The sequence below is a fragment of the Ruegeria sp. genome (assembly GCF_965199275.1).
Taxonomy (GTDB): domain Bacteria; phylum Pseudomonadota; class Alphaproteobacteria; order Rhodobacterales; family Rhodobacteraceae; genus Ruegeria.
Window position 1 is genome coordinate 138,366 of sequence record NZ_CBDAQX010000024.1, and the last position, 15,766, is coordinate 154,131.

The following is a 15,766-nucleotide window of genomic DNA, read 5'->3' on the forward strand; positions in this document are numbered from 1 at the left end:
CTGCCCCAGAAACGTCAGTGAGGAAGTTACTGACGTGGGAGGAAAGCGTTGGTCTTCCAAAGGTTGTAGCCGTCACGGAACTCGGTCATGTCGGCCAGAACCTTGGCAAAGAAGGCGTCATTTGCGGCCTCTTCGGCGGCGACCTCTTCCCAAGTGCTGCGGAAGGTATCCAGCATCTCGGGCGACCACTGCTTGAGGGTGACACCGTTGTTTTCAACGTTGTCGATCAGGGCCGCGTGCTGGATCGCTTCACCTTCGGCAAAGCTGTCGGCCATCGAAGCCTTACAGGCGTTTTCGATGATGGCCTTGTGCTGGTCGCTGGTCTCTGCCCAGACGTCTTTGTTGATCATCAGTTCGAACACGGTTGCCTGCTGGTGCCAGCCGGGGAAGTAGTTGAACTTGACCAACTTGTGGAAGCCCAAGCGCGCATCGATCGCTGGCATCGAGAATTCGGTCGCGTCGATGGCGCCTTTTTCCAGCGCCGGGAAGATCTCACCACCGGGCAGCAAAGAGGTCGCAACACCCAGCTTCTGCATCACCTTGCCGCCCAGACCGAAGAAACGCATCTTCAGGCCGCTCAGGTCTTCGGGTGAGTTGATTTCAGTCGCGAACCAGCCCGAGGTCTCGGGGGCGATGACGGCGCAAGGGATCACGTGGACGTTGTAGCCCGCCTGATCATACATCTCCTGGTACAGCGTCATGCCGTTGCCGTAGTAGAGCCACGCCATGTATTCGCCCGCCTCAGGGCCGAAAGGAACGGCCGAGAACAACGGAGCAGCCGGGATTTTACCCGCCCAGTAACCGGCGGTGGTATAGCCCGAGTTGATCTTGCCAGTCGACACCGCGTCCAGAATTTCAAACGGCGGAACCAGTTTGCCCGGCTCATACACCTTCATCTTCAGCGTGCCGCCCGACATCAGGTCCAACTGCTCGGCAACGCGCGGGATTGGCGAGCCAAGACCAGGCAGCTCGGTCGAGAATGCAATCGGGGTTTTCAACAGCAGCTTGTCTTTAGCAACCGCAGGTGCGGCCAACAGGCTGGCGGCTACGGCAAGGCTCGTCAGGGTCTTTTTCATAATGTCTCCTCCTGGGTGGGTCGGGCATCTGCCTCAAACACAAACGCAGACCCTTTCGGGTTTGCATTACTGGTTCACTAACTTTACCAGTAATGCTCAGTCAACAATTTTATTTACCAATGGATCTGCAGAAATGTCCCTTACTGGGCGCACCCAGTTTCGATGAATTACTGCATATTTTAGGAAATTTTTATTTTATTGAACGTGTTAAGTTGCATTTCCATGCTGGAACTGAACGCTTGAAAAACACACCAATATGGTTACATTTATTTACCAATATATCTCACCTCGGCATCTTACTTAGGTATATCCCATGAACACCAAGGCGATTTTTGAACCGGTCGGACACGAATCGCTGGCCGACGCCGTGGTGGCGCAAATCGAAGACCTCATCGCGTCGGGCATTCTGAAACAGGGCCGCAAGCTGCCGTCCGAGAGGGATCTGGCCGAGATGCTTCGGGTCTCAAGGCCAAAGCTGCGCGAAGCACTGGCCGTGCTGGAAGAGCGCGGGCTGGTCACCACTCAGCATGGTGAGGGGACCTTTGTCGCTGCCCTAACCGGGCAAGCGATGTTGCCGGCCCTTCTGGCGCTCTACGAACGGCATGAGCCTGCCTTTTTCGACCACCTAGAATACCGCCGCGAACAAGAAGGCTTTGCCGCCCGCCTTGCCGCCCGCAGGTCCACCAAGGCCGACAAGGAGAGGATCGCCGAAATCCTCGACGAGAATGTACGGGCGTGGGAGGCGAACGATGCGCAAGCTTCACGCGAGGCGGATTTCGCCCTGCATGCGGCCATCGTCGACGCCAGCCAGAACGCCACTTTGATCCATATGATGGCTTCGATCTACGAACTGACCAAGCGAGGCGTTTTCTACAACCGCAGTTTTCTGAAATCGATTGACGGTTCGGGCAAACAGCTGCTGGATCAGCACCTTGCCCTGGGTCAAGCGGTGATTGACGGAGACGAAAAGCGCGCCGAACAGGCCGCGCTGAACCATATCGACTTTGTCGAGCGCTCGTTCAGGACGGGGATAGAACAGCAGCGCCGCGAGGTTATGGCCGAGAAACGGCGTCTTCTGTCGCGCTAGACATTTAGTGCCAAAGCCGCCCGCAAAGGACGGCTTTGATCAGTGCATTCGGCAAACCGAAGAAGTGTTTAGGCCTGTACGGCCTTCATAAACCGATCTCGGATCACCACTGGGTCCATCGTGATCGGCGGCATCTTGGCGTTGCCGCTTTCGCATTTGCTGACGATGATGGTCATCTGCCGGGCGTCCAACGCCTCCTGCAACACGCGACCTGTATCTTCGGCGGCGCATTCAATCACGCGCTCACACCCTGCCGCAGCCGCCATTTTCGCCAACGACGTCTTCAACCCGGCATAGGTCGGCTGATCCCCGGTGGACCCGTATGAACCATTGTCGACGATCAGCAGGATGTAATTGTCAGCCACGTTGTTCGCGATGGTCGGCAACGTACCCAGATTGGTCAGAACGGAGCCGTCCCCGTCGATGACGATCACCGGCTTGGGTTGGGACAGGGCCAACCCCAGACCTATGGATGAGGCCAACCCCATCGTGCCCAGCATGTAGAAATTCGTTGGCTGGTCATCAATCGCGTGCAGCTCTTGGCTGGGAATGCCGATGTTGCAAACCACCAGTTGATCCCGCAGGATCGGAGCGATTTCTTTCAGGATTTCAGAACGGATCATTGGTCGCCATAGCCTCCCCAGAAGTTGGCATCGGTCAGAATGGCAACCGGCTTGTTGCACATGAACGTGTATTTCAGGATCGCGTCCAGCTCGGCTACATCCGCCTGATGGTGAAAGTGGTAAGTCGGGATACTGAGCTGCGCCAACAACGCCTTGGTGTGAACAGCCATCTCGACCTGGCAGGCAATCGGCTCGCGCAGCTCACCCCGGTAAGAGATCAGCATCGGCAGTGGCATCCGATAATACTGGATCAGGGTCGCCAATGTGTTGATCGTCACCCCGATCGCTGTGTTCTGCATGATAATGGCCGGGCGCTTACCACCCATCCATGCCCCCGCGCACAGGCCCATCCCCTCGTCCTCTTTGTTCGAAGGGATGTGATAGATGCCTTCGCGCTGGTCGATCTCATCAATGACACCGGCCAATTGCTTGCAGGGGACGGTGGTCACGAACGAAATGTCGTTCGCCACCAGGTCGTCAGTGATCTTCTTGTCTATATTCATCTTCCGGCTGTCAGTCCTATTGTTGTCGCCCAAGGGCGTGATTGACGGTTATCACCTGCGGTACACATGCACCGCGCAAGGGGCATGACGCACAACGCGCGACGCTGTGGAGCCCAGGAAATAGTCGCTGAGGTCGGGCTTGTGAGACCCGATGACGATGCAATCGACACCGTTCTCTGCCGCATAGTCTATGATCGTGCGCGCCGTGTGGCCCTTTACGAGTTCGGAACTTACCCCATCCAGCCCTTCGACTTTGCGCGACAGCTCCAGTCGGGCGCGGCGATATCCTTCTGCCACCAGATCCTTGTCCAGAAACGCACTGACCGAGCCCTGCGGCATTTCGTAAACATGCAGAGCAATGATCTCTCCGCCGCCCTGAGACAAGGCACGCGCCACTTCCAGAGTGTGTTGCGAGATATCGTGATCCAGCGCCATTGGAACGAGAACTTTCTTGTACATGTCAAACTCCTTTCGGCCCGGTCGGCCCTATCAAGCCAAGGATAGTACCCAGTGCGGTATCAAGGCCAGAGAACAGTTTGGCAGGTGGTGGTTGGACCGATCATCCCTCTGCACGCAGATCAAATTCTTCATCCGGGAAGTACTTGGCGAGGCGTACATCGGCCGCCCGTGCATGCCCCTCCATCCCTTCCACGCGCGAAATCCGGGCGGTGGCCAGGGCGATGGGTTTTGAGCCTTCCCGGGTCGCCCGCTGCCATGTCACGATCTTCATGTATTTGTGGACGCTCAGCCCGCCTGTGTAGCTGGCCGCCCCCGAAGTCGGCAGTACGTGGTTGGTTCCCGTCGCCTTGTCCCCGTAAGATACTGTGGTCTCTTCCCCCAAAAACAAAGAGCCATAGCAGGTCAGGCGATCCAGCCACCATTCCAGATCCTCGGCCTGGACTGTCAGGTGTTCCGGCGCGTAGTCATCGGAACAAGCGGCCATCTCTTCGCGATCCGAACATACGATGACTTCGGCATAGTCACGCCACGCAGCAGCCGCGTTCTCTCGGTTCAGGTCAGGAAGATCTGCAATCAACTCGGGCACCAGTGTCATGACATTCTGCGCAAGCGCCCGGTCATCTGTCACCAGCCAGACAGGAGAATTGTAGCCGTGTTCCGCCTGGCTGACGAGATCGGTCGCCACTACAAGCGGATCTGCACTGCTGTCGGCGAGGACCAGACTGTCGGTCGGACCTGCGATCATGTCGATGCCAACCTCACCGTAGAGGATGCGCTTGGCCTCGGCGACGAACTGGTTCCCCGGCCCCACAAGGATATTTGCGCGTGGCAGGCCGAACAGACCGTATCGCATCGCGGCGACACCCTGCACCCCTCCCATTGCCAGAATACTGTCGGCCCCACAGATATGCGCCGCATAAACTACTGCAGGCGCAACGCCTTCATCTGATTTCGGAGGAGAACACGCGATGATGTGGCGGCATCCGGCAACTTTGGCAGTTGTCACGGTCATTATTGCACTGGCGATGTGGCTGTACCGACCGCCGGGCACATAGCAGCCCGCCGCATCCACAGGTATCGCCTTTTGACCAGCGATCACGCCGGGCACGATCTCGGTCTGTACGTCGGTCATCGTGGCCTTCTGCGCCTCGGCAAAATGGCGGACGTTGTTATGAGCGAAACGGATATCCGCCTTCAGCTTTTCGGGCACCCGCGAAATTGCGGCGTCGATCTCGTCCTGCGTCATCAGAACGTTCCCATCGAACCTGTCGAACTTGGCCGCATATTCCAGCGCTTTCGCGTCGCCGCCTGCTTCTATCTCCGCCAGAATGGTCTTGACCGTATCGTGAACCTCAGGCGCATCAGACTGCGCCGTCAGCATCGCCTTTTTGAGATAGTCGCGCGCCATAGTCAGCCCCTGCTTCCGGTTCCTGCCCGGCCACTCTGTCAGAGGCGAAATCGCTTTTGCAAGCGTTTGTGGAGCCGAAAACGAAACTCTATTCGATCTTCTAACCCCATTTAGGAAAAGATAAATTTTGGGATTGGGAAAGCTGAAACTCGGTCTTGTAAGAGGACCTCTGCGCCGTTGTTGCCAATGGATTCGGCGGCCCGCTCGTCCCTATTCAAGGCGTGAGGCAAGCGGTTGAACGAGGCGATTCGCAGATGCAATCGGGCAAAAGAAAACGCCCCTGACACAGGTCAGAGGCGTTTCCAAAACATATCGAGAGGGCGCTCAACCGCGCTCTTCGATGATCTCAACCAGATGCGGGATCTTGTTGACCATGCCACGAACCGAAGGCGTATCCTCCAGCTCACGGGTGCGGTGCATCTTGTTCAGGCCCAGACCGATCAGGGTTGCGCGCTGTTCGGCGGGGCGACGGATCGGAGAACCGATCTGCTTGACGACGATGGTTTTTGCCATTGCTCGCTACTCCTTACGCTTCGGCTTCAGCCGGTGCTTCGTCCCGCTTGGGCAGGATGTCGGCAACTTTTTTACCACGACGTGCGGCAACCGAACGCGGGCTCTGCTCTTTCTGCAGGCCGTTGATGGTGGCTCGGATCATGTTGTACGGGTTCTGCGAGCCCAGCGACTTGGACACAACGTCCTTCACACCCAGCATTTCAAACACGGCACGCATCGGACCACCGGCGATGATACCAGTACCTTCAGGTGCGGTGCGCATAACCACTTTACCAGCGCCGTGACGACCCTCGATGTCGTGGTGCAGAGTACGACCTTCGCGCAGTTGCACGCGGATCATCTGACGCTTGGCTTGCTCAGTCGCCTTACGGATGGCTTCAGGTACTTCTTTCGCTTTACCTTTGCCAAAGCCGACGCGGCCTTTCTGATCGCCGACAACCACCAGAGCGGCGAAGCCAAAGCGTTTACCACCTTTTACGGTTTTCGACACGCGGTTGATTGCGACCAGACGATCTGCAAATTCCGGTGCTTCTTCACGGTCGCGGCCACGGCCCCGACGGTTTTCACGTTCTGCCATTTGGCATCCCTTTTCTCATGTGGCGCATACGGCGCCGTTTGCTTCAATCCAAGTGAGCCCCGACTGTTGCCGAGGCCCCCGGATCATCGGGGCAGCCGCAAAGCTGCCCGCAAGTCTTAGATCTTCAGACCACCTTCACGCGCGGCGTCGGCAACTGCCTTCACCTTGCCGTGGAACAGGAAGCCACCACGATCGAAATAGGCCTCTTCGACGCCCGCCTTCTTGGCACGCTCGGCGATGGCCGCGCCCACTTTGGTGGCCGCTTCGACGTTGTTCTTGCCAACAACACCCAGATCTTTTTCCAGGGTCGAGGCCGATGCCAGGGTCACGCCACGAACGTCGTCGATCAGCTGAACGCTGATGTTCTTGTTCGAACGGTGAACCGACAGGCGTACACGGCCGGCGTTGACTTTGCGAAGTTTGTTCCGAACGCGCAGGCGGCGCTTCAGAAACAGGGTTCTTTTGCTGTTTGCCATTGTTTGCGTCCTTACTTCTTCTTGCCTTCCTTGCGGAAGATGAACTCGCCCTTGTAGCGGATGCCCTTGCCTTTGTACGGCTCGGGACGGCGCCATTCGCGGATTTTGGCCGCGACTTCGCCCACCTGCTGCTGGTCGATACCTTCCACAACGATCTCGGTCTGCTTCGGCGCGGTGATGGTTACACCTTCCGGAGCAGTGAAATCAACATCGTGGCTGTAGCCCAGGTTCAGCTTCAGGGTGTTGCCCTGCATCTGAGCCCGGTAACCAACACCCTGGATCTCCAGCTCTTTTTTGAAGCCTTCGGTCACACCGGTTACCAGGTTGGCAACCATGGTGCGGCTCATGCCCCACTGCTGGCGGGCACGCTTGGACATGCCACGGGGGTCGATCTTGACCACGTTGTCTTCAACCGACAGCGTAACGTCGTCGGTGGCGGTGAAGCTGCGGGTGCCTTTCGGCCCCTTCACTTCGATGGTCTGACCCGACACAGAGGCGGTAACGCCGCTGGGCAGCTCGACCGGTTTTTTACCAATACGAGACATTGCAGACCTCCTTAGAAGACGGTGCAGAGCACTTCGCCGCCAACATTGTTGGAGCGAGCGTTTGCGTCCGACATCACACCTTTCGGAGTGCTGACAATCGACACGCCCAGACCCTGACGGACCTGCGGGATGTCATTGACGCCCATGTAGACGCGACGACCGGGTTTCGAAACCCGCTTCAGCTCGCGAATGACAGGGGTGCCTTCGTAGTATTTCAGGCTGATTTCGATGGCCGGATGACCGTTTGCACCGGTCGTCTTTTCATAGCCACGGATGTAGCCTTCGTCCGCCAGCACGTCCAGAACCCAACCGCGCAGCTTGGAAGCTGGGGTGGAAACGGTGGACTTGCCGCGCATTTGCGCGTTGCGGATACGGGTGAGCATATCGCCGATAGGATCATTCATATCTATGTCTCCCTTACCAGCTCGATTTCACCATGCCGGGGATCTGACCAGCAGAACCCAGCTCGCGCAGCGCGATACGGCTGACCTTCAGCTTACGGTAGTAAGCGTGGGGACGACCGGTCAGCTGACAACGGTTGTGTAGACGGGTAGCCGAGCTGTTGCGCGGCAGTTTCGCCAGTTTCAGACGCGCTTTGAAACGCTCTTCCATCGGGCGGCTCTCGTCATTCGCGATTTCTTTCAGCTCGGCACGCTTTGCGGCATATTTGGCCACCAGGCGTTCGCGCTTCTTCTCGCGTTCGATCATTGCTTTTTTAGCCATGTCTCAATCCTCGCGGCGCTTAAGCGTTGAAGGGCATGTTGAAAGCTTTCAACAGGCTCTTTGCTTCAGCGTCGGTTTTCGCTGTGGTGGCAATTACGATATCCAGGCCCCAGACCTCGTCGACCTTGTCGAAGTCGATTTCCGGGAACACGATGTGCTCTTTCATGCCCATGGCAAAGTTGCCCTGACCATCGAAAGACGGCTTAACACCGCGGAAGTCACGAACGCGCGGCAGCGCGATGGTGATCAGGCGATCCAGGAATTCGTACATCCGGTCACCGCGCAGGGTCACTTTCGCGCCCAGCGGCATGTCTTCACGGACGCGGAAACCCGCGATCGACTTCTTCGCCTTGGTTGCAACGGCCTTTTGACCAGCAATCGCAGTCAGATCTTCGACAGCAGCTTTCGCTTTCTTCGAGTCTTTGACCGCCTCAGCACCACAACCGATGTTCAGAACGATTTTTTCCAGCTTGGGCAGCTGCATGTCGTTCTTGTAGCCGAACTCTTCTTTCAGAGCGGCACGGATGGTTTCAACGTACTGAGCTTTCAGACGCGGGGTGTAGGTTGCGTTATCAAGCATCGATCACGTCCCCTGTGGTCTTGGCGAAGCGGACCTTCTTGTCGCCTTCCATGCGGAAGCCAACGCGGGTTGCTTTGCCGTTCTTGTCCAGCAGCGCCAGGTTCGACAGCTCGATCGGGTTTGCCTGAGGCAGGCGACCACCTTGCGAGGTTTGCGACTGACGTGTGTGACGGATGGCAATGTTGATGCCTTCGACAACAGCTTTACCGGCTTTGGGGTCAACCGAGGAAATGGTTCCCTCTTTGCCCTTGTCCTTGCCGGCCAGCACGACGACCTTGTCGCCTTTGCGGAGTTTAGCAGCCATGATTACAGCACCTCCGGAGCCAGCGAGATGATTTTCATGAAGTTCTTGCCGCGCAGTTCACGAACAACGGGGCCAAAGATACGTGTACCGACTGGCTCGTTGTTGTTGTTCAGGATGACGGCGGCGTTGCGATCGAAACGGATCGCGGTGCCGTCTTCGCGACGGACTTCCTTGGCGGTGCGTACGACGACGGCCTTACGGACGTCCCCTTTCTTTACGCGGCCGCGCGGGATGGCTTCCTTCACCGAGACGACAATGATGTCGCCAACGGAGGCGTATTTACGCTTGGAACCACCCAGGACCTTGATGCACTGAACTCGGCGTGCGCCGGAGTTGTCAGCGACATCCAGATTGGTCTGCATCTGGATCATGTGGTTTCTCCCGACCTGTGGGGGCTGGTCTCGTTAGATCCCCCAGGGTTTCGACAAATGGAAAATCCCGGAGGCTTACGCTTCCAGAACTTCCCAACGTTTCGTCTTCGATTTCGGCGCGCATTCGATGATGCGTACAGTGTCGCCGACCTTGAAGGCGTTCTTTTCGTCGTGAGCCCGGTATTTCTTGGACTTACGAACGGTTTTGTGCAGCAGCGGGTGCTTGAAACGACGCTCAACCGAAACGGTTACGGTTTGCTCGTTGGCGTCGCTGGTTACTACTCCGGACAGGATACGCTTGGGCATAGGATTACTCCTCCGATGCCGCGGCAGCGGCCTTTTCGTTCAGAATGGTTTTGACGCGGGCAGCGTTGCGGCGAGCCGCTTTGATGCCAGCAGTGTTTTCCAGCTGACCGGTTGCCTGTTGAAAGCGCAGGTTAAAGCTTTCTTTCTTCAGGTTGGCCAGTTCCTCGCGGAGCTGGTCCGGGGTCTTGTCACGCAGTTCTTGGGCGTTCATCGCCTTTTTCCTTTGCTCAAAACACCAGAAGGCCCCCTGACAGGGTCACCTTGGACCTGGTGGATGAATGATAGACATGCGAATCCCCCGACTCGGCCGGGGGACTTGCAGGATGCCGCGGTATAAGGGTTTAAGCGGTGGGTGGCAAGAGGAAGTTTTAGGGCGCGAATTGGACAGAAAAACCGTGTCTCACCGACGCCGGGTTGAAGCTACGGCCTATGAATTGTCTTCTTTGATTAGCAATTGGTGAAATCCGCTGTCCAATACAGGTAAAGAGTCACCAGCAGCCACGCCTCTTCTCAGCACCATTTGCAGCTCAGGGGCATATAACATCCGCTCAGTAAACGCGTGGGAACCCTCGACACTCTCTTTGAGCAAGACATCCCAAACTCGATACTTGCAGGCCCCAACCCTTTCAATCCGGTATCTTTGAAACTCGACCTCAATTGAACCCGACTGGGCATTGTCGGTGTTGGGATAGTCGACGAAGTCTGAGGTCCACTTCTTTTGACTGTCCAGGATATCTAGCGAGTCCAATTTTCGCTCATAACTTCGGAACCATTTTGTGTCGGGCAACCCTTGGGGCGGCAAAATTGGATGAGCAAAATAGACTTCTCGCCGAGCTTCATTTGCCCCCGGGTCGACGGTAGTCGCAAGAATACCCCCTGCATGAGAGACGTATTCGATGTCATCCAGATTTTTGCCAGGCTCGCGAACAAGGACAATGCCGGTATCAACATGTTCTTTACTGGGACACTCCGCGCTAACCGAAGACGCTAGCAACGCTACTAGAAAAGAACTGCCTAAAAAAAATTTAATCAACATTGAGGGTTTTCACTCTCATTCCCACTTATAGTTGAAACTGACACTGATCCGATCATCCTCGGCCATATTCATCGGCACTTCGTGGCGCAGCCAACTTTCCCAAAGTAGCACATCCCCCACTTGAGGCTGAACATAAATGAAAGGTTGCAAGTCCTTTCGCCCAAATTTTAGGCGCGTCGGAGCGGCCATCATGCGGCCTGAACGCGGATCCTCCAGCTTCAGCGCGCTCGCCCCTTCGGGCATGGCAACATAAGTCGTACCTGAGATCACACTGTGCGGGTGCAAATGGCTGGAGTGCATCCCACCCTCCGGTAGGATATTGATCCAAAGGTCCTCCAGCTTCAGCTCCCCCTCGCCCAGATCGAACTCCAGATCCTTGGCAAAGGCCGCGACGTGCTGATCCAGCGCCTTTACCAGGTCGTTAAAGATCGGGAAGCGCCAGGGCAAATCGGTCAGCGAGGCGTAGCTGGTGTAGCCGGGATAGCCATTCTCTTCACACCATTCCTGCCCGGCTTCATCATCCTCGGCGATAACAAGACAGGAGTTTTCCAGCTCGCCCGCGTCGATCTTGGGATCGAACTCGGACAAAGCTGCGCGATAGAGACGGGTAACGAAGAGTGATTCAATCTGTGCCATGCCCCGGCTATATCCCAGCCGAAGCACAAGGGCGAGAGCAGCCGCCTCAGAAAAGCGGCTGCTCGGGTGCGATCTTTCGTTTGGCGCTTTAGTAGAAGTAGCGCAGCCAGAGATAGACGTTGGCGATCATCAGGGTCAGGATCATGATCGGGAACGCCATGAGCGCGAATTTGACAAAGCCAATCGGCTGCTTGGCCTTTTCGGTGTCAATCGGCATTGAATAATGACCCCCCATCGGCGTCCAAATTTGACCCCCCTTGGAGCTAAGAGGGGCGTTGAGGGGGTCGTGTTTAGGTTGATTCAGGAGGGGGTGGACAGCAGGTCAAACCGAAAAGAGAGCGTAGCTCGACTGAAGGTTTGACCTGCTGTCTGTTTTGAATTTATTCCCCGATTTCGAGGTTAGTCGCGGTGGTTAATTCGCCAGCTTTCGTTCCCGGTTTCGATGATATCGCAATGGTGTGTCAGTCGATCCAGGAGAGCAGTGGTCATTTTGGCATCTGTGAACACACTCGGCCATTCAGCAAATGCGAGGTTGGTTGTTAGCAGAATAGACGTTCGCTCGTACAGTTTGCTGATGAGATGGAAGAGTAATCGTCCACCAGACTCTGCGAACGGCAGATAACCGAGTTCGTCTATAATCACGAGGTCGACGCGGATCAGCTGCTCGCTGAGCCGCCCGGCGTTGCCTTCGCGATGTTCAGCCTCCAGCTTGTTCGCGAGATCCACAGCGCTGAAGAACCTGACCCGCCGGCGGTTATTGACCGCGTGGCCCCCGATCGCTGTTGCGAGATGCGTTTTGCCCGATCCGGTTCCACCGACCAGCACGCCATTCCTGGCCTGGTCCATAAAATCGCCGTCATGAAGATTGCGCACGACTTCCTCGTTGACGGGGCTGACCGTGAAGTCGAACTCAGGTAAGGACTTGCAGACCGGGAACTTTGCGGCACCCATCTGATACCGGATCGAGCGCGCAGTCTTTTCGGCCAGTTCGGCCGTGAGGAGTTCGGCCACGACCTGTTGGGGCCGCCAGTTGTTTTTGGCTGCGGCCTGCATCACTTCGTCAAAGCAGTTGACGATGCCTGGCAACTTCAGTTGACGGGCAAGTTCGAGAATTTCCTTACGCAGTTGCATGGGAGCCTCCAAGCCTGTCATAGCGAGCGCAATCCGCGATCGGTGCCATTTTCAGCTGCAGGTGGGCAGGCGGCTCAATCGCCTTTGGCGGCGGGGGATTGGTGCGCCGAGAGACAATGTTCAGGATCGCATCGGCCTTGCGCAGGCCAGATTTTAGAGCTTCTTCGCAGGCAGCCTCGACCACATCAATGTCGTGCTGGTAAGCAGCGAAAAGAATATCGGCAAGTTGCCGGTCTCCGTCGGATGTGCCCCGCAGATGGGTCCAGATCTGCGTCATTGCCGGTGGTAGGTCCCAGTCACGGAACGGTGCTCCATTGCGCAGAGCGCCAGGCTTGCGCTTGAGGACGGGCACATAGTGCCAAGGGTTGAAGATCGTTTTTCCTCGGCCGAAGCACCGTTCGTGCTCTCCGACAATCTCACCGTCTTGGCGCAGGACAATCCGCGTGGCGTAGACCTGCAACTGGACCTGACGTCCAACAGCTCTTGCCTCAACGCTGTATTTGTTTCTTTCGAAGTTGATCAGGCAGGTTCGGCTCACGGCGACCGTCTTTTCACGGAACCCGACGAAGGGCTTCTGCAGATGCGTCAGCAGCGGCTTTTCCTGCTGGAACTCCTCCCAGACCGTCACCTCCAGGTTTTCCGGATGCCGCAGTTCTTTTGCGCGTTTGATCGCGTCTTTTTGCAGCCGGGCATTCAATTCATCGAAGTCGGCCACCTCCAGACGCGGTGTAAAACTATAGGCGCGGCTCTCCTTGACCAGATTCTCAACCTGACCCTTCTCCCAACCGGCCGCGCGCGTACAGGCGATCGGGTTCACCAGATGATGAGAACACATCCGGGAGAATGCCTTGTTGAACTTTCTTTCCTTGCCCGACAGGATCGCATCGACGGCGGTCGTCATGTTATCGTAGATCCCGTTGATGCAGCCTCCACCAAAGAATTTGAAGGCCTCGTCGTGGGCATCAAAGACCATCTCCTGCGTCTCGCGCGGATAGGCAATGGAGAATGGCATGCGGCTATGGCAAAGTTTGAAATGGGCAACCTTCACGGTCGTGAGTGCACCGTCCATCAAAACCGTCTCCACACTCCAGTCGAACTGGTACGCCTCCCCAGGATCAAAGATCAGCGGGATGAACGCCTGCGCCTGTTGTCGGCCGTGCGCAATGCGCCAATTCTTTGTGTAGCGTCGAACACTGTCATACCCGCCGCCAAAACCATCATCGGAGAGTTCCTTCCAGATTTTGGTCATCCGCTTGCGGTGTTTCTTCGGAAGCGCCTCGTTCTCCTCAAGCGTTTCATCCAGACGCGCGCGCCAAGGCCCGAGCACCGGGTATGGCTGCGATTTGCGCTCATATTTGAACTCCGTCACTCCCGATCGGATTATCTTTCGAACCGTTGCACGGCTCAAATTGAGCGAACGGCAAATTTCCTTGATGCTCTTTTTTTCGATCAGGTGTAAGCGACGCACTTTTCTAATAGTTTCCACGCAAATCATCCCGCTTGCCTCTCCATCGACTGCTCAATGAAAAGGATGTCTACAACCATAGGGAGGGGTCAAATTTGGACGCCGATTTCCCCGCTTAGGGGGTCAAAATTGCACGCTTTTCTACACTTTTCGGCAAAGGCCGCAACCGTCAGGTTGGCGCTTGCACCCAGCAAGGTACCGTTACCGCCCAGACAGGCGCCCAGAGCCAGCGACCACCACAGAGGCTCGATCGCGTCAGGCCCGCCAAACGTGTCGGCAGTGGACTCGATCAGAGGGATCATCGTCGCCACGAAGGGGATGTTGTCCAGAATGGCCGACAAGATGCCCGAGGCCCAGAAGAGGAAGAACGCGGTCCACATCATGTCGCCTTCGGTCAGCTCCAGTACTTTCTCACCGAAGAATTCAAGCAGGCCGACATGCTCGACACCTGCAACGATGACAAACAGACCGCCGAAGAAGAAGATGGTGATCCACTCAACCTCGCCAAAGATGTGGTGAACGGATTCGGACTGTTCTTCTCCGTGCTGGTGCCCATAGGCCAACAGCATCAGCAGCGCGGCGCCAGCCAGCGCCGAGGTGCCCGGCTGGATGCCGTAGCCATGGCCAAGCGTGAAGCCAAGCAGGGTCAGCGCCAGAACCGACAGTGATTTGATCATCAGGCCGACATCGGTGATCGCTTCGTTTTCGTTGAAACGCATGATCTTTTCGCAGGCGGATTTGGGGATGGCGGCCAGCGTGCGGCGGTTCATCAGGTAAATGATACCCGTCAGCACCACCAGACAGATGGCCGAGATCGGCGCAAGATTGACCACGAAGTCATTGAAGCTGAGGCCTGCGGCCGAGCCGATGATGATGTTTGGCGGGTCACCAATCAAAGTGGCCGTACCGCCCACATTCGAGGCCAGAATCTCGGCAAAGAAGAACGGGTAAACGCGCGTCTCGAGCGCGTCCGTGATCAGCAAGGTGATCGGTGCGATCAACAGAACAGTAGTCACGTTATCCAGCAAAGCCGAGAACACCGCCGTGATCAGCGTCAGCATGATCAAAATGCCCGTCGGATTGGCCTTGACCACCTTGGCGGCCTTGATCGCGACGAATTGGAACAACCCGCATTTACTGGTGATCCCGACGATCACCATCATGCCAATCAGCAGGGCCAATGTGTTGGCATCAACGCCCGCGACGGCCTGTTCCTGGTTGATGATGCCGAACAGCACCATCAGCGATGCCCCCAGCATGGCCAGAATGGCGCGGTTTACTTTTTCGGTCACCAGGACGGCATAAACAGCAATCAGGATACCGGTGGCGACCCACAGAGGGTCAATCCCCAACATTTGAGGTACGGAGAACGCGTGTTCTCCATGCGAAACGGAATGGTCGGTCAATGGTCTGATCCGGTCTTTAGGGGTTAGCTCAGCGCGTGATCAATCAACGAGTTCGGGCTGACAGAGCCGACGAAGCGATTGGTCTCGGGTTCCACGAGGAAAACGTGGCGTTTGAATTTGTGGATCAGGAAAATGCCTTCCATCACCGGCGTGTCTGGTGCGAGAACCGGGATGTTGGCCGGGTTCGACATGTGATCTCCGACCCGCTCTTCGTGCAGGCGCTTGATCTGTTCGCTGATGTCTTCCTTGGTCAGATCCATAAAGTTGAGATGGCTGATTGCAACGCGCGAGGTCTCATCACTTACGCCAATACGGGCGGCCTGTGGCAAGATCATCTTGATCAGCGTGGGCGCGGTGAAAACGCCTTGGAAGCTACCGTCATCCCCCACCACCGGCAAGAACCGGGCGCGGCTGTCGCGGATGATCTCAAACGCCTTGGCGACTGTATCATCGGGATGAATTGTCTTCTGTTTTTCAGGGGGGACCATAACGTCCCGACAAGTAAGGCCCATACGTGTCCTCGGTCTTTCCTGACTTCCGA

The 15,766-nt window shown here is 56.6% G+C and carries 24 protein-coding genes; 1 reads left to right on the plus strand and 23 read right to left on the minus strand.

Annotated elements, in window-relative coordinates; translation table 11 throughout:
- Positions 1-26: 26 nt before the first annotated feature.
- On the minus strand, positions 27-1,076 hold the full coding sequence (locus tag ACOERD_RS25450) for a TRAP transporter substrate-binding protein (RefSeq protein ID WP_419740910.1): 1,050 nt from the start codon (positions 1,074-1,076) through the stop codon (positions 27-29).
- A gap of 313 nt (positions 1,077-1,389) precedes the next feature.
- On the opposite strand from ACOERD_RS25450, the gene ACOERD_RS25455 reads away from it, so the two are divergent.
- Positions 1,390-2,163 carry a FadR/GntR family transcriptional regulator gene (locus ACOERD_RS25455; RefSeq protein ID WP_419740911.1) on the plus strand — a complete coding sequence of 258 codons (774 nt, stop codon included), beginning with the start codon at positions 1,390-1,392 and terminating at the stop codon, positions 2,161-2,163.
- 68 nt (positions 2,164-2,231) lie between these two features.
- Here the strand turns inward: ACOERD_RS25455 and comE are convergent, their stop codons facing one another.
- The 22 genes from comE to ACOERD_RS25565 all read right to left on the minus strand — a co-directional run bounded on the left by comE (position 2,232) and on the right by ACOERD_RS25565 (position 15,713).
- On the minus strand, positions 2,232-2,786 hold the full coding sequence (gene comE / locus ACOERD_RS25460) for a sulfopyruvate decarboxylase subunit beta (RefSeq protein WP_170494501.1): 555 nt from the start codon (positions 2,784-2,786) through the stop codon (positions 2,232-2,234).
- Entirely contained in the window at positions 2,783-3,289 is a 507-nt protein-coding gene (locus tag ACOERD_RS25465; RefSeq protein ID WP_419740912.1) for a sulfopyruvate decarboxylase subunit alpha, read from the minus strand. Before ACOERD_RS25465 ends, comE begins: the two co-directional genes overlap by 4 nt.
- Before the next feature lie 51 nt (positions 3,290-3,340).
- Positions 3,341-3,748, minus strand: coding sequence for a universal stress protein (locus tag ACOERD_RS25470; RefSeq protein ID WP_170662747.1), 408 nt, complete (start codon positions 3,746-3,748; stop codon positions 3,341-3,343).
- 100 nt (positions 3,749-3,848) lie between these two features.
- Entirely contained in the window at positions 3,849-5,156 is a 1,308-nt protein-coding gene (hisD, locus tag ACOERD_RS25475; protein ID WP_170681391.1) for a histidinol dehydrogenase, read from the minus strand.
- Positions 5,157-5,480: 324 nt separating this feature from the next.
- Positions 5,481-5,669, minus strand: a complete 189-nt coding sequence (rpmD, locus tag ACOERD_RS25480) for a 50S ribosomal protein L30 (RefSeq protein ID WP_074736195.1) — start codon at positions 5,667-5,669, stop codon at positions 5,481-5,483.
- Positions 5,670-5,682: 13 nt separating this feature from the next.
- Complete coding sequence (rpsE, locus tag ACOERD_RS25485; RefSeq protein WP_170356677.1) at positions 5,683-6,246, minus strand: 30S ribosomal protein S5; 564 nt, start codon at positions 6,244-6,246, stop codon at positions 5,683-5,685.
- Between the two features lie 116 nt (positions 6,247-6,362).
- The gene (gene rplR, locus ACOERD_RS25490; RefSeq protein ID WP_039523386.1) at positions 6,363-6,722 is read right to left on the minus strand and encodes a 50S ribosomal protein L18; all 360 of its coding nucleotides are present in this window, start codon (positions 6,720-6,722) and stop codon (positions 6,363-6,365) included.
- Between the two features lie 11 nt (positions 6,723-6,733).
- A complete protein-coding gene (rplF, locus tag ACOERD_RS25495) occupies positions 6,734-7,267 on the minus strand; it encodes a 50S ribosomal protein L6 (RefSeq protein ID WP_170373361.1) in 534 nt (177 codons plus the stop codon).
- Positions 7,268-7,278: 11 nt separating this feature from the next.
- Positions 7,279-7,671 (minus strand): 30S ribosomal protein S8, encoded by a 393-nt coding sequence (gene rpsH, locus ACOERD_RS25500; RefSeq protein WP_170373360.1) that lies wholly within the window; start codon positions 7,669-7,671, stop codon positions 7,279-7,281.
- Between the two features lie 13 nt (positions 7,672-7,684).
- A complete protein-coding gene (gene rpsN, locus ACOERD_RS25505) occupies positions 7,685-7,990 on the minus strand; it encodes a 30S ribosomal protein S14 (RefSeq protein ID WP_068340744.1) in 306 nt (101 codons plus the stop codon).
- Between the two features lie 19 nt (positions 7,991-8,009).
- Entirely contained in the window at positions 8,010-8,570 is a 561-nt protein-coding gene (rplE, locus tag ACOERD_RS25510; protein ID WP_419740913.1) for a 50S ribosomal protein L5, read from the minus strand.
- Complete coding sequence (gene rplX / locus ACOERD_RS25515; RefSeq protein WP_068340764.1) at positions 8,563-8,874, minus strand: 50S ribosomal protein L24; 312 nt, start codon at positions 8,872-8,874, stop codon at positions 8,563-8,565. The genes rplE and rplX overlap by 8 nt, the downstream gene beginning before the upstream one ends.
- A 2-nt stretch (positions 8,875-8,876) precedes the next feature.
- Positions 8,877-9,245, minus strand: a complete 369-nt coding sequence (gene rplN / locus ACOERD_RS25520; RefSeq protein ID WP_008757934.1) for a 50S ribosomal protein L14 — start codon at positions 9,243-9,245, stop codon at positions 8,877-8,879.
- A 75-nt stretch (positions 9,246-9,320) separates the two neighbouring features.
- Positions 9,321-9,551, minus strand: coding sequence for a 30S ribosomal protein S17 (gene rpsQ / locus ACOERD_RS25525; protein WP_152459158.1), 231 nt, complete (start codon positions 9,549-9,551; stop codon positions 9,321-9,323).
- 4 nt (positions 9,552-9,555) lie between these two features.
- Positions 9,556-9,762 carry a 50S ribosomal protein L29 gene (gene rpmC / locus ACOERD_RS25530; protein WP_010437082.1) on the minus strand — a complete coding sequence of 69 codons (207 nt, stop codon included), beginning with the start codon at positions 9,760-9,762 and terminating at the stop codon, positions 9,556-9,558.
- Positions 9,763-9,978: 216 nt separating this feature from the next.
- On the minus strand, positions 9,979-10,587 hold the full coding sequence (locus tag ACOERD_RS25535) for a hypothetical protein (protein WP_419740914.1): 609 nt from the start codon (positions 10,585-10,587) through the stop codon (positions 9,979-9,981).
- A gap of 15 nt (positions 10,588-10,602) precedes the next feature.
- Positions 10,603-11,223: a 2OG-Fe(II) oxygenase family protein gene (locus tag ACOERD_RS25540; RefSeq protein WP_419740915.1), complete on the minus strand. Its 621-nt coding sequence runs from the start codon at positions 11,221-11,223 to the stop codon at positions 10,603-10,605.
- Positions 11,224-11,311: 88 nt separating this feature from the next.
- Positions 11,312-11,440 carry a hypothetical protein gene (locus ACOERD_RS25545; RefSeq protein ID WP_419740916.1) on the minus strand — a complete coding sequence of 43 codons (129 nt, stop codon included), beginning with the start codon at positions 11,438-11,440 and terminating at the stop codon, positions 11,312-11,314.
- 182 nt (positions 11,441-11,622) lie between these two features.
- Positions 11,623-12,354: an IS21-like element helper ATPase IstB gene (gene istB / locus ACOERD_RS25550; protein WP_419737606.1), complete on the minus strand. Its 732-nt coding sequence runs from the start codon at positions 12,352-12,354 to the stop codon at positions 11,623-11,625.
- Positions 12,341-13,849 carry an IS21 family transposase gene (gene istA / locus ACOERD_RS25555; protein WP_419737605.1) on the minus strand — a complete coding sequence of 503 codons (1,509 nt, stop codon included), beginning with the start codon at positions 13,847-13,849 and terminating at the stop codon, positions 12,341-12,343. Before istA ends, istB begins: the two co-directional genes overlap by 14 nt.
- A 59-nt stretch (positions 13,850-13,908) precedes the next feature.
- Positions 13,909-15,225, minus strand: coding sequence for an ArsB/NhaD family transporter (locus tag ACOERD_RS25560; protein ID WP_419740917.1), 1,317 nt, complete (start codon positions 15,223-15,225; stop codon positions 13,909-13,911).
- 23 nt (positions 15,226-15,248) lie between these two features.
- Positions 15,249-15,713: a CBS domain-containing protein gene (locus ACOERD_RS25565; protein ID WP_170556421.1), complete on the minus strand. Its 465-nt coding sequence runs from the start codon at positions 15,711-15,713 to the stop codon at positions 15,249-15,251.
- Positions 15,714-15,766 lie beyond the last annotated feature (53 nt).

Bases quoted from the DNA above. Each gene is read 5' to 3' on its own strand.
- ACOERD_RS25450 (WP_419740910.1), bottom strand. From the start codon at position 1,076: ATGAAAAAGACCCTGACGAGCCTTGCCGTAGCCGCCAGCCTGTTGGCC.
- ACOERD_RS25455 (WP_419740911.1), top strand. From the start codon at position 1,390: ATGAACACCAAGGCGATTTTTGAACCGGTCGGACACGAATCGCTGGCC.
- comE (WP_170494501.1), bottom strand. From the start codon at position 2,786: ATGATCCGTTCTGAAATCCTGAAAGAAATCGCTCCGATCCTGCGGGAT.
- ACOERD_RS25465 (WP_419740912.1), bottom strand. From the start codon at position 3,289: ATGAATATAGACAAGAAGATCACTGACGACCTGGTGGCGAACGACATT.
- ACOERD_RS25470 (WP_170662747.1), bottom strand. From the start codon at position 3,748: ATGTACAAGAAAGTTCTCGTTCCAATGGCGCTGGATCACGATATCTCG.
- hisD (WP_170681391.1), bottom strand. From the start codon at position 5,156: ATGGCGCGCGACTATCTCAAAAAGGCGATGCTGACGGCGCAGTCTGAT.
- rpmD (WP_074736195.1), bottom strand. From the start codon at position 5,669: ATGGCAAAAACCATCGTCGTCAAGCAGATCGGTTCTCCGATCCGTCGC.
- rpsE (WP_170356677.1), bottom strand. From the start codon at position 6,246: ATGGCAGAACGTGAAAACCGTCGGGGCCGTGGCCGCGACCGTGAAGAA.
- rplR (WP_039523386.1), bottom strand. From the start codon at position 6,722: ATGGCAAACAGCAAAAGAACCCTGTTTCTGAAGCGCCGCCTGCGCGTT.
- rplF (WP_170373361.1), bottom strand. From the start codon at position 7,267: ATGTCTCGTATTGGTAAAAAACCGGTCGAGCTGCCCAGCGGCGTTACC.
- rpsH (WP_170373360.1), bottom strand. From the start codon at position 7,671: ATGAATGATCCTATCGGCGATATGCTCACCCGTATCCGCAACGCGCAA.
- rpsN (WP_068340744.1), bottom strand. From the start codon at position 7,990: ATGGCTAAAAAAGCAATGATCGAACGCGAGAAGAAGCGCGAACGCCTG.
- rplE (WP_419740913.1), bottom strand. From the start codon at position 8,570: ATGCTTGATAACGCAACCTACACCCCGCGTCTGAAAGCTCAGTACGTT.
- rplX (WP_068340764.1), bottom strand. From the start codon at position 8,874: ATGGCTGCTAAACTCCGCAAAGGCGACAAGGTCGTCGTGCTGGCCGGC.
- rplN (WP_008757934.1), bottom strand. From the start codon at position 9,245: ATGATCCAGATGCAGACCAATCTGGATGTCGCTGACAACTCCGGCGCA.
- rpsQ (WP_152459158.1), bottom strand. From the start codon at position 9,551: ATGCCCAAGCGTATCCTGTCCGGAGTAGTAACCAGCGACGCCAACGAG.
- rpmC (WP_010437082.1), bottom strand. From the start codon at position 9,762: ATGAACGCCCAAGAACTGCGTGACAAGACCCCGGACCAGCTCCGCGAG.
- ACOERD_RS25535 (WP_419740914.1), bottom strand. From the start codon at position 10,587: ATGTTGATTAAATTTTTTTTAGGCAGTTCTTTTCTAGTAGCGTTGCTA.
- ACOERD_RS25540 (WP_419740915.1), bottom strand. From the start codon at position 11,223: ATGGCACAGATTGAATCACTCTTCGTTACCCGTCTCTATCGCGCAGCT.
- ACOERD_RS25545 (WP_419740916.1), bottom strand. From the start codon at position 11,440: ATGCCGATTGACACCGAAAAGGCCAAGCAGCCGATTGGCTTTGTCAAA.
- istB (WP_419737606.1), bottom strand. From the start codon at position 12,354: ATGCAACTGCGTAAGGAAATTCTCGAACTTGCCCGTCAACTGAAGTTG.
- istA (WP_419737605.1), bottom strand. From the start codon at position 13,849: ATGATTTGCGTGGAAACTATTAGAAAAGTGCGTCGCTTACACCTGATC.
- ACOERD_RS25565 (WP_170556421.1), bottom strand. From the start codon at position 15,713: ATGGTCCCCCCTGAAAAACAGAAGACAATTCATCCCGATGATACAGTC.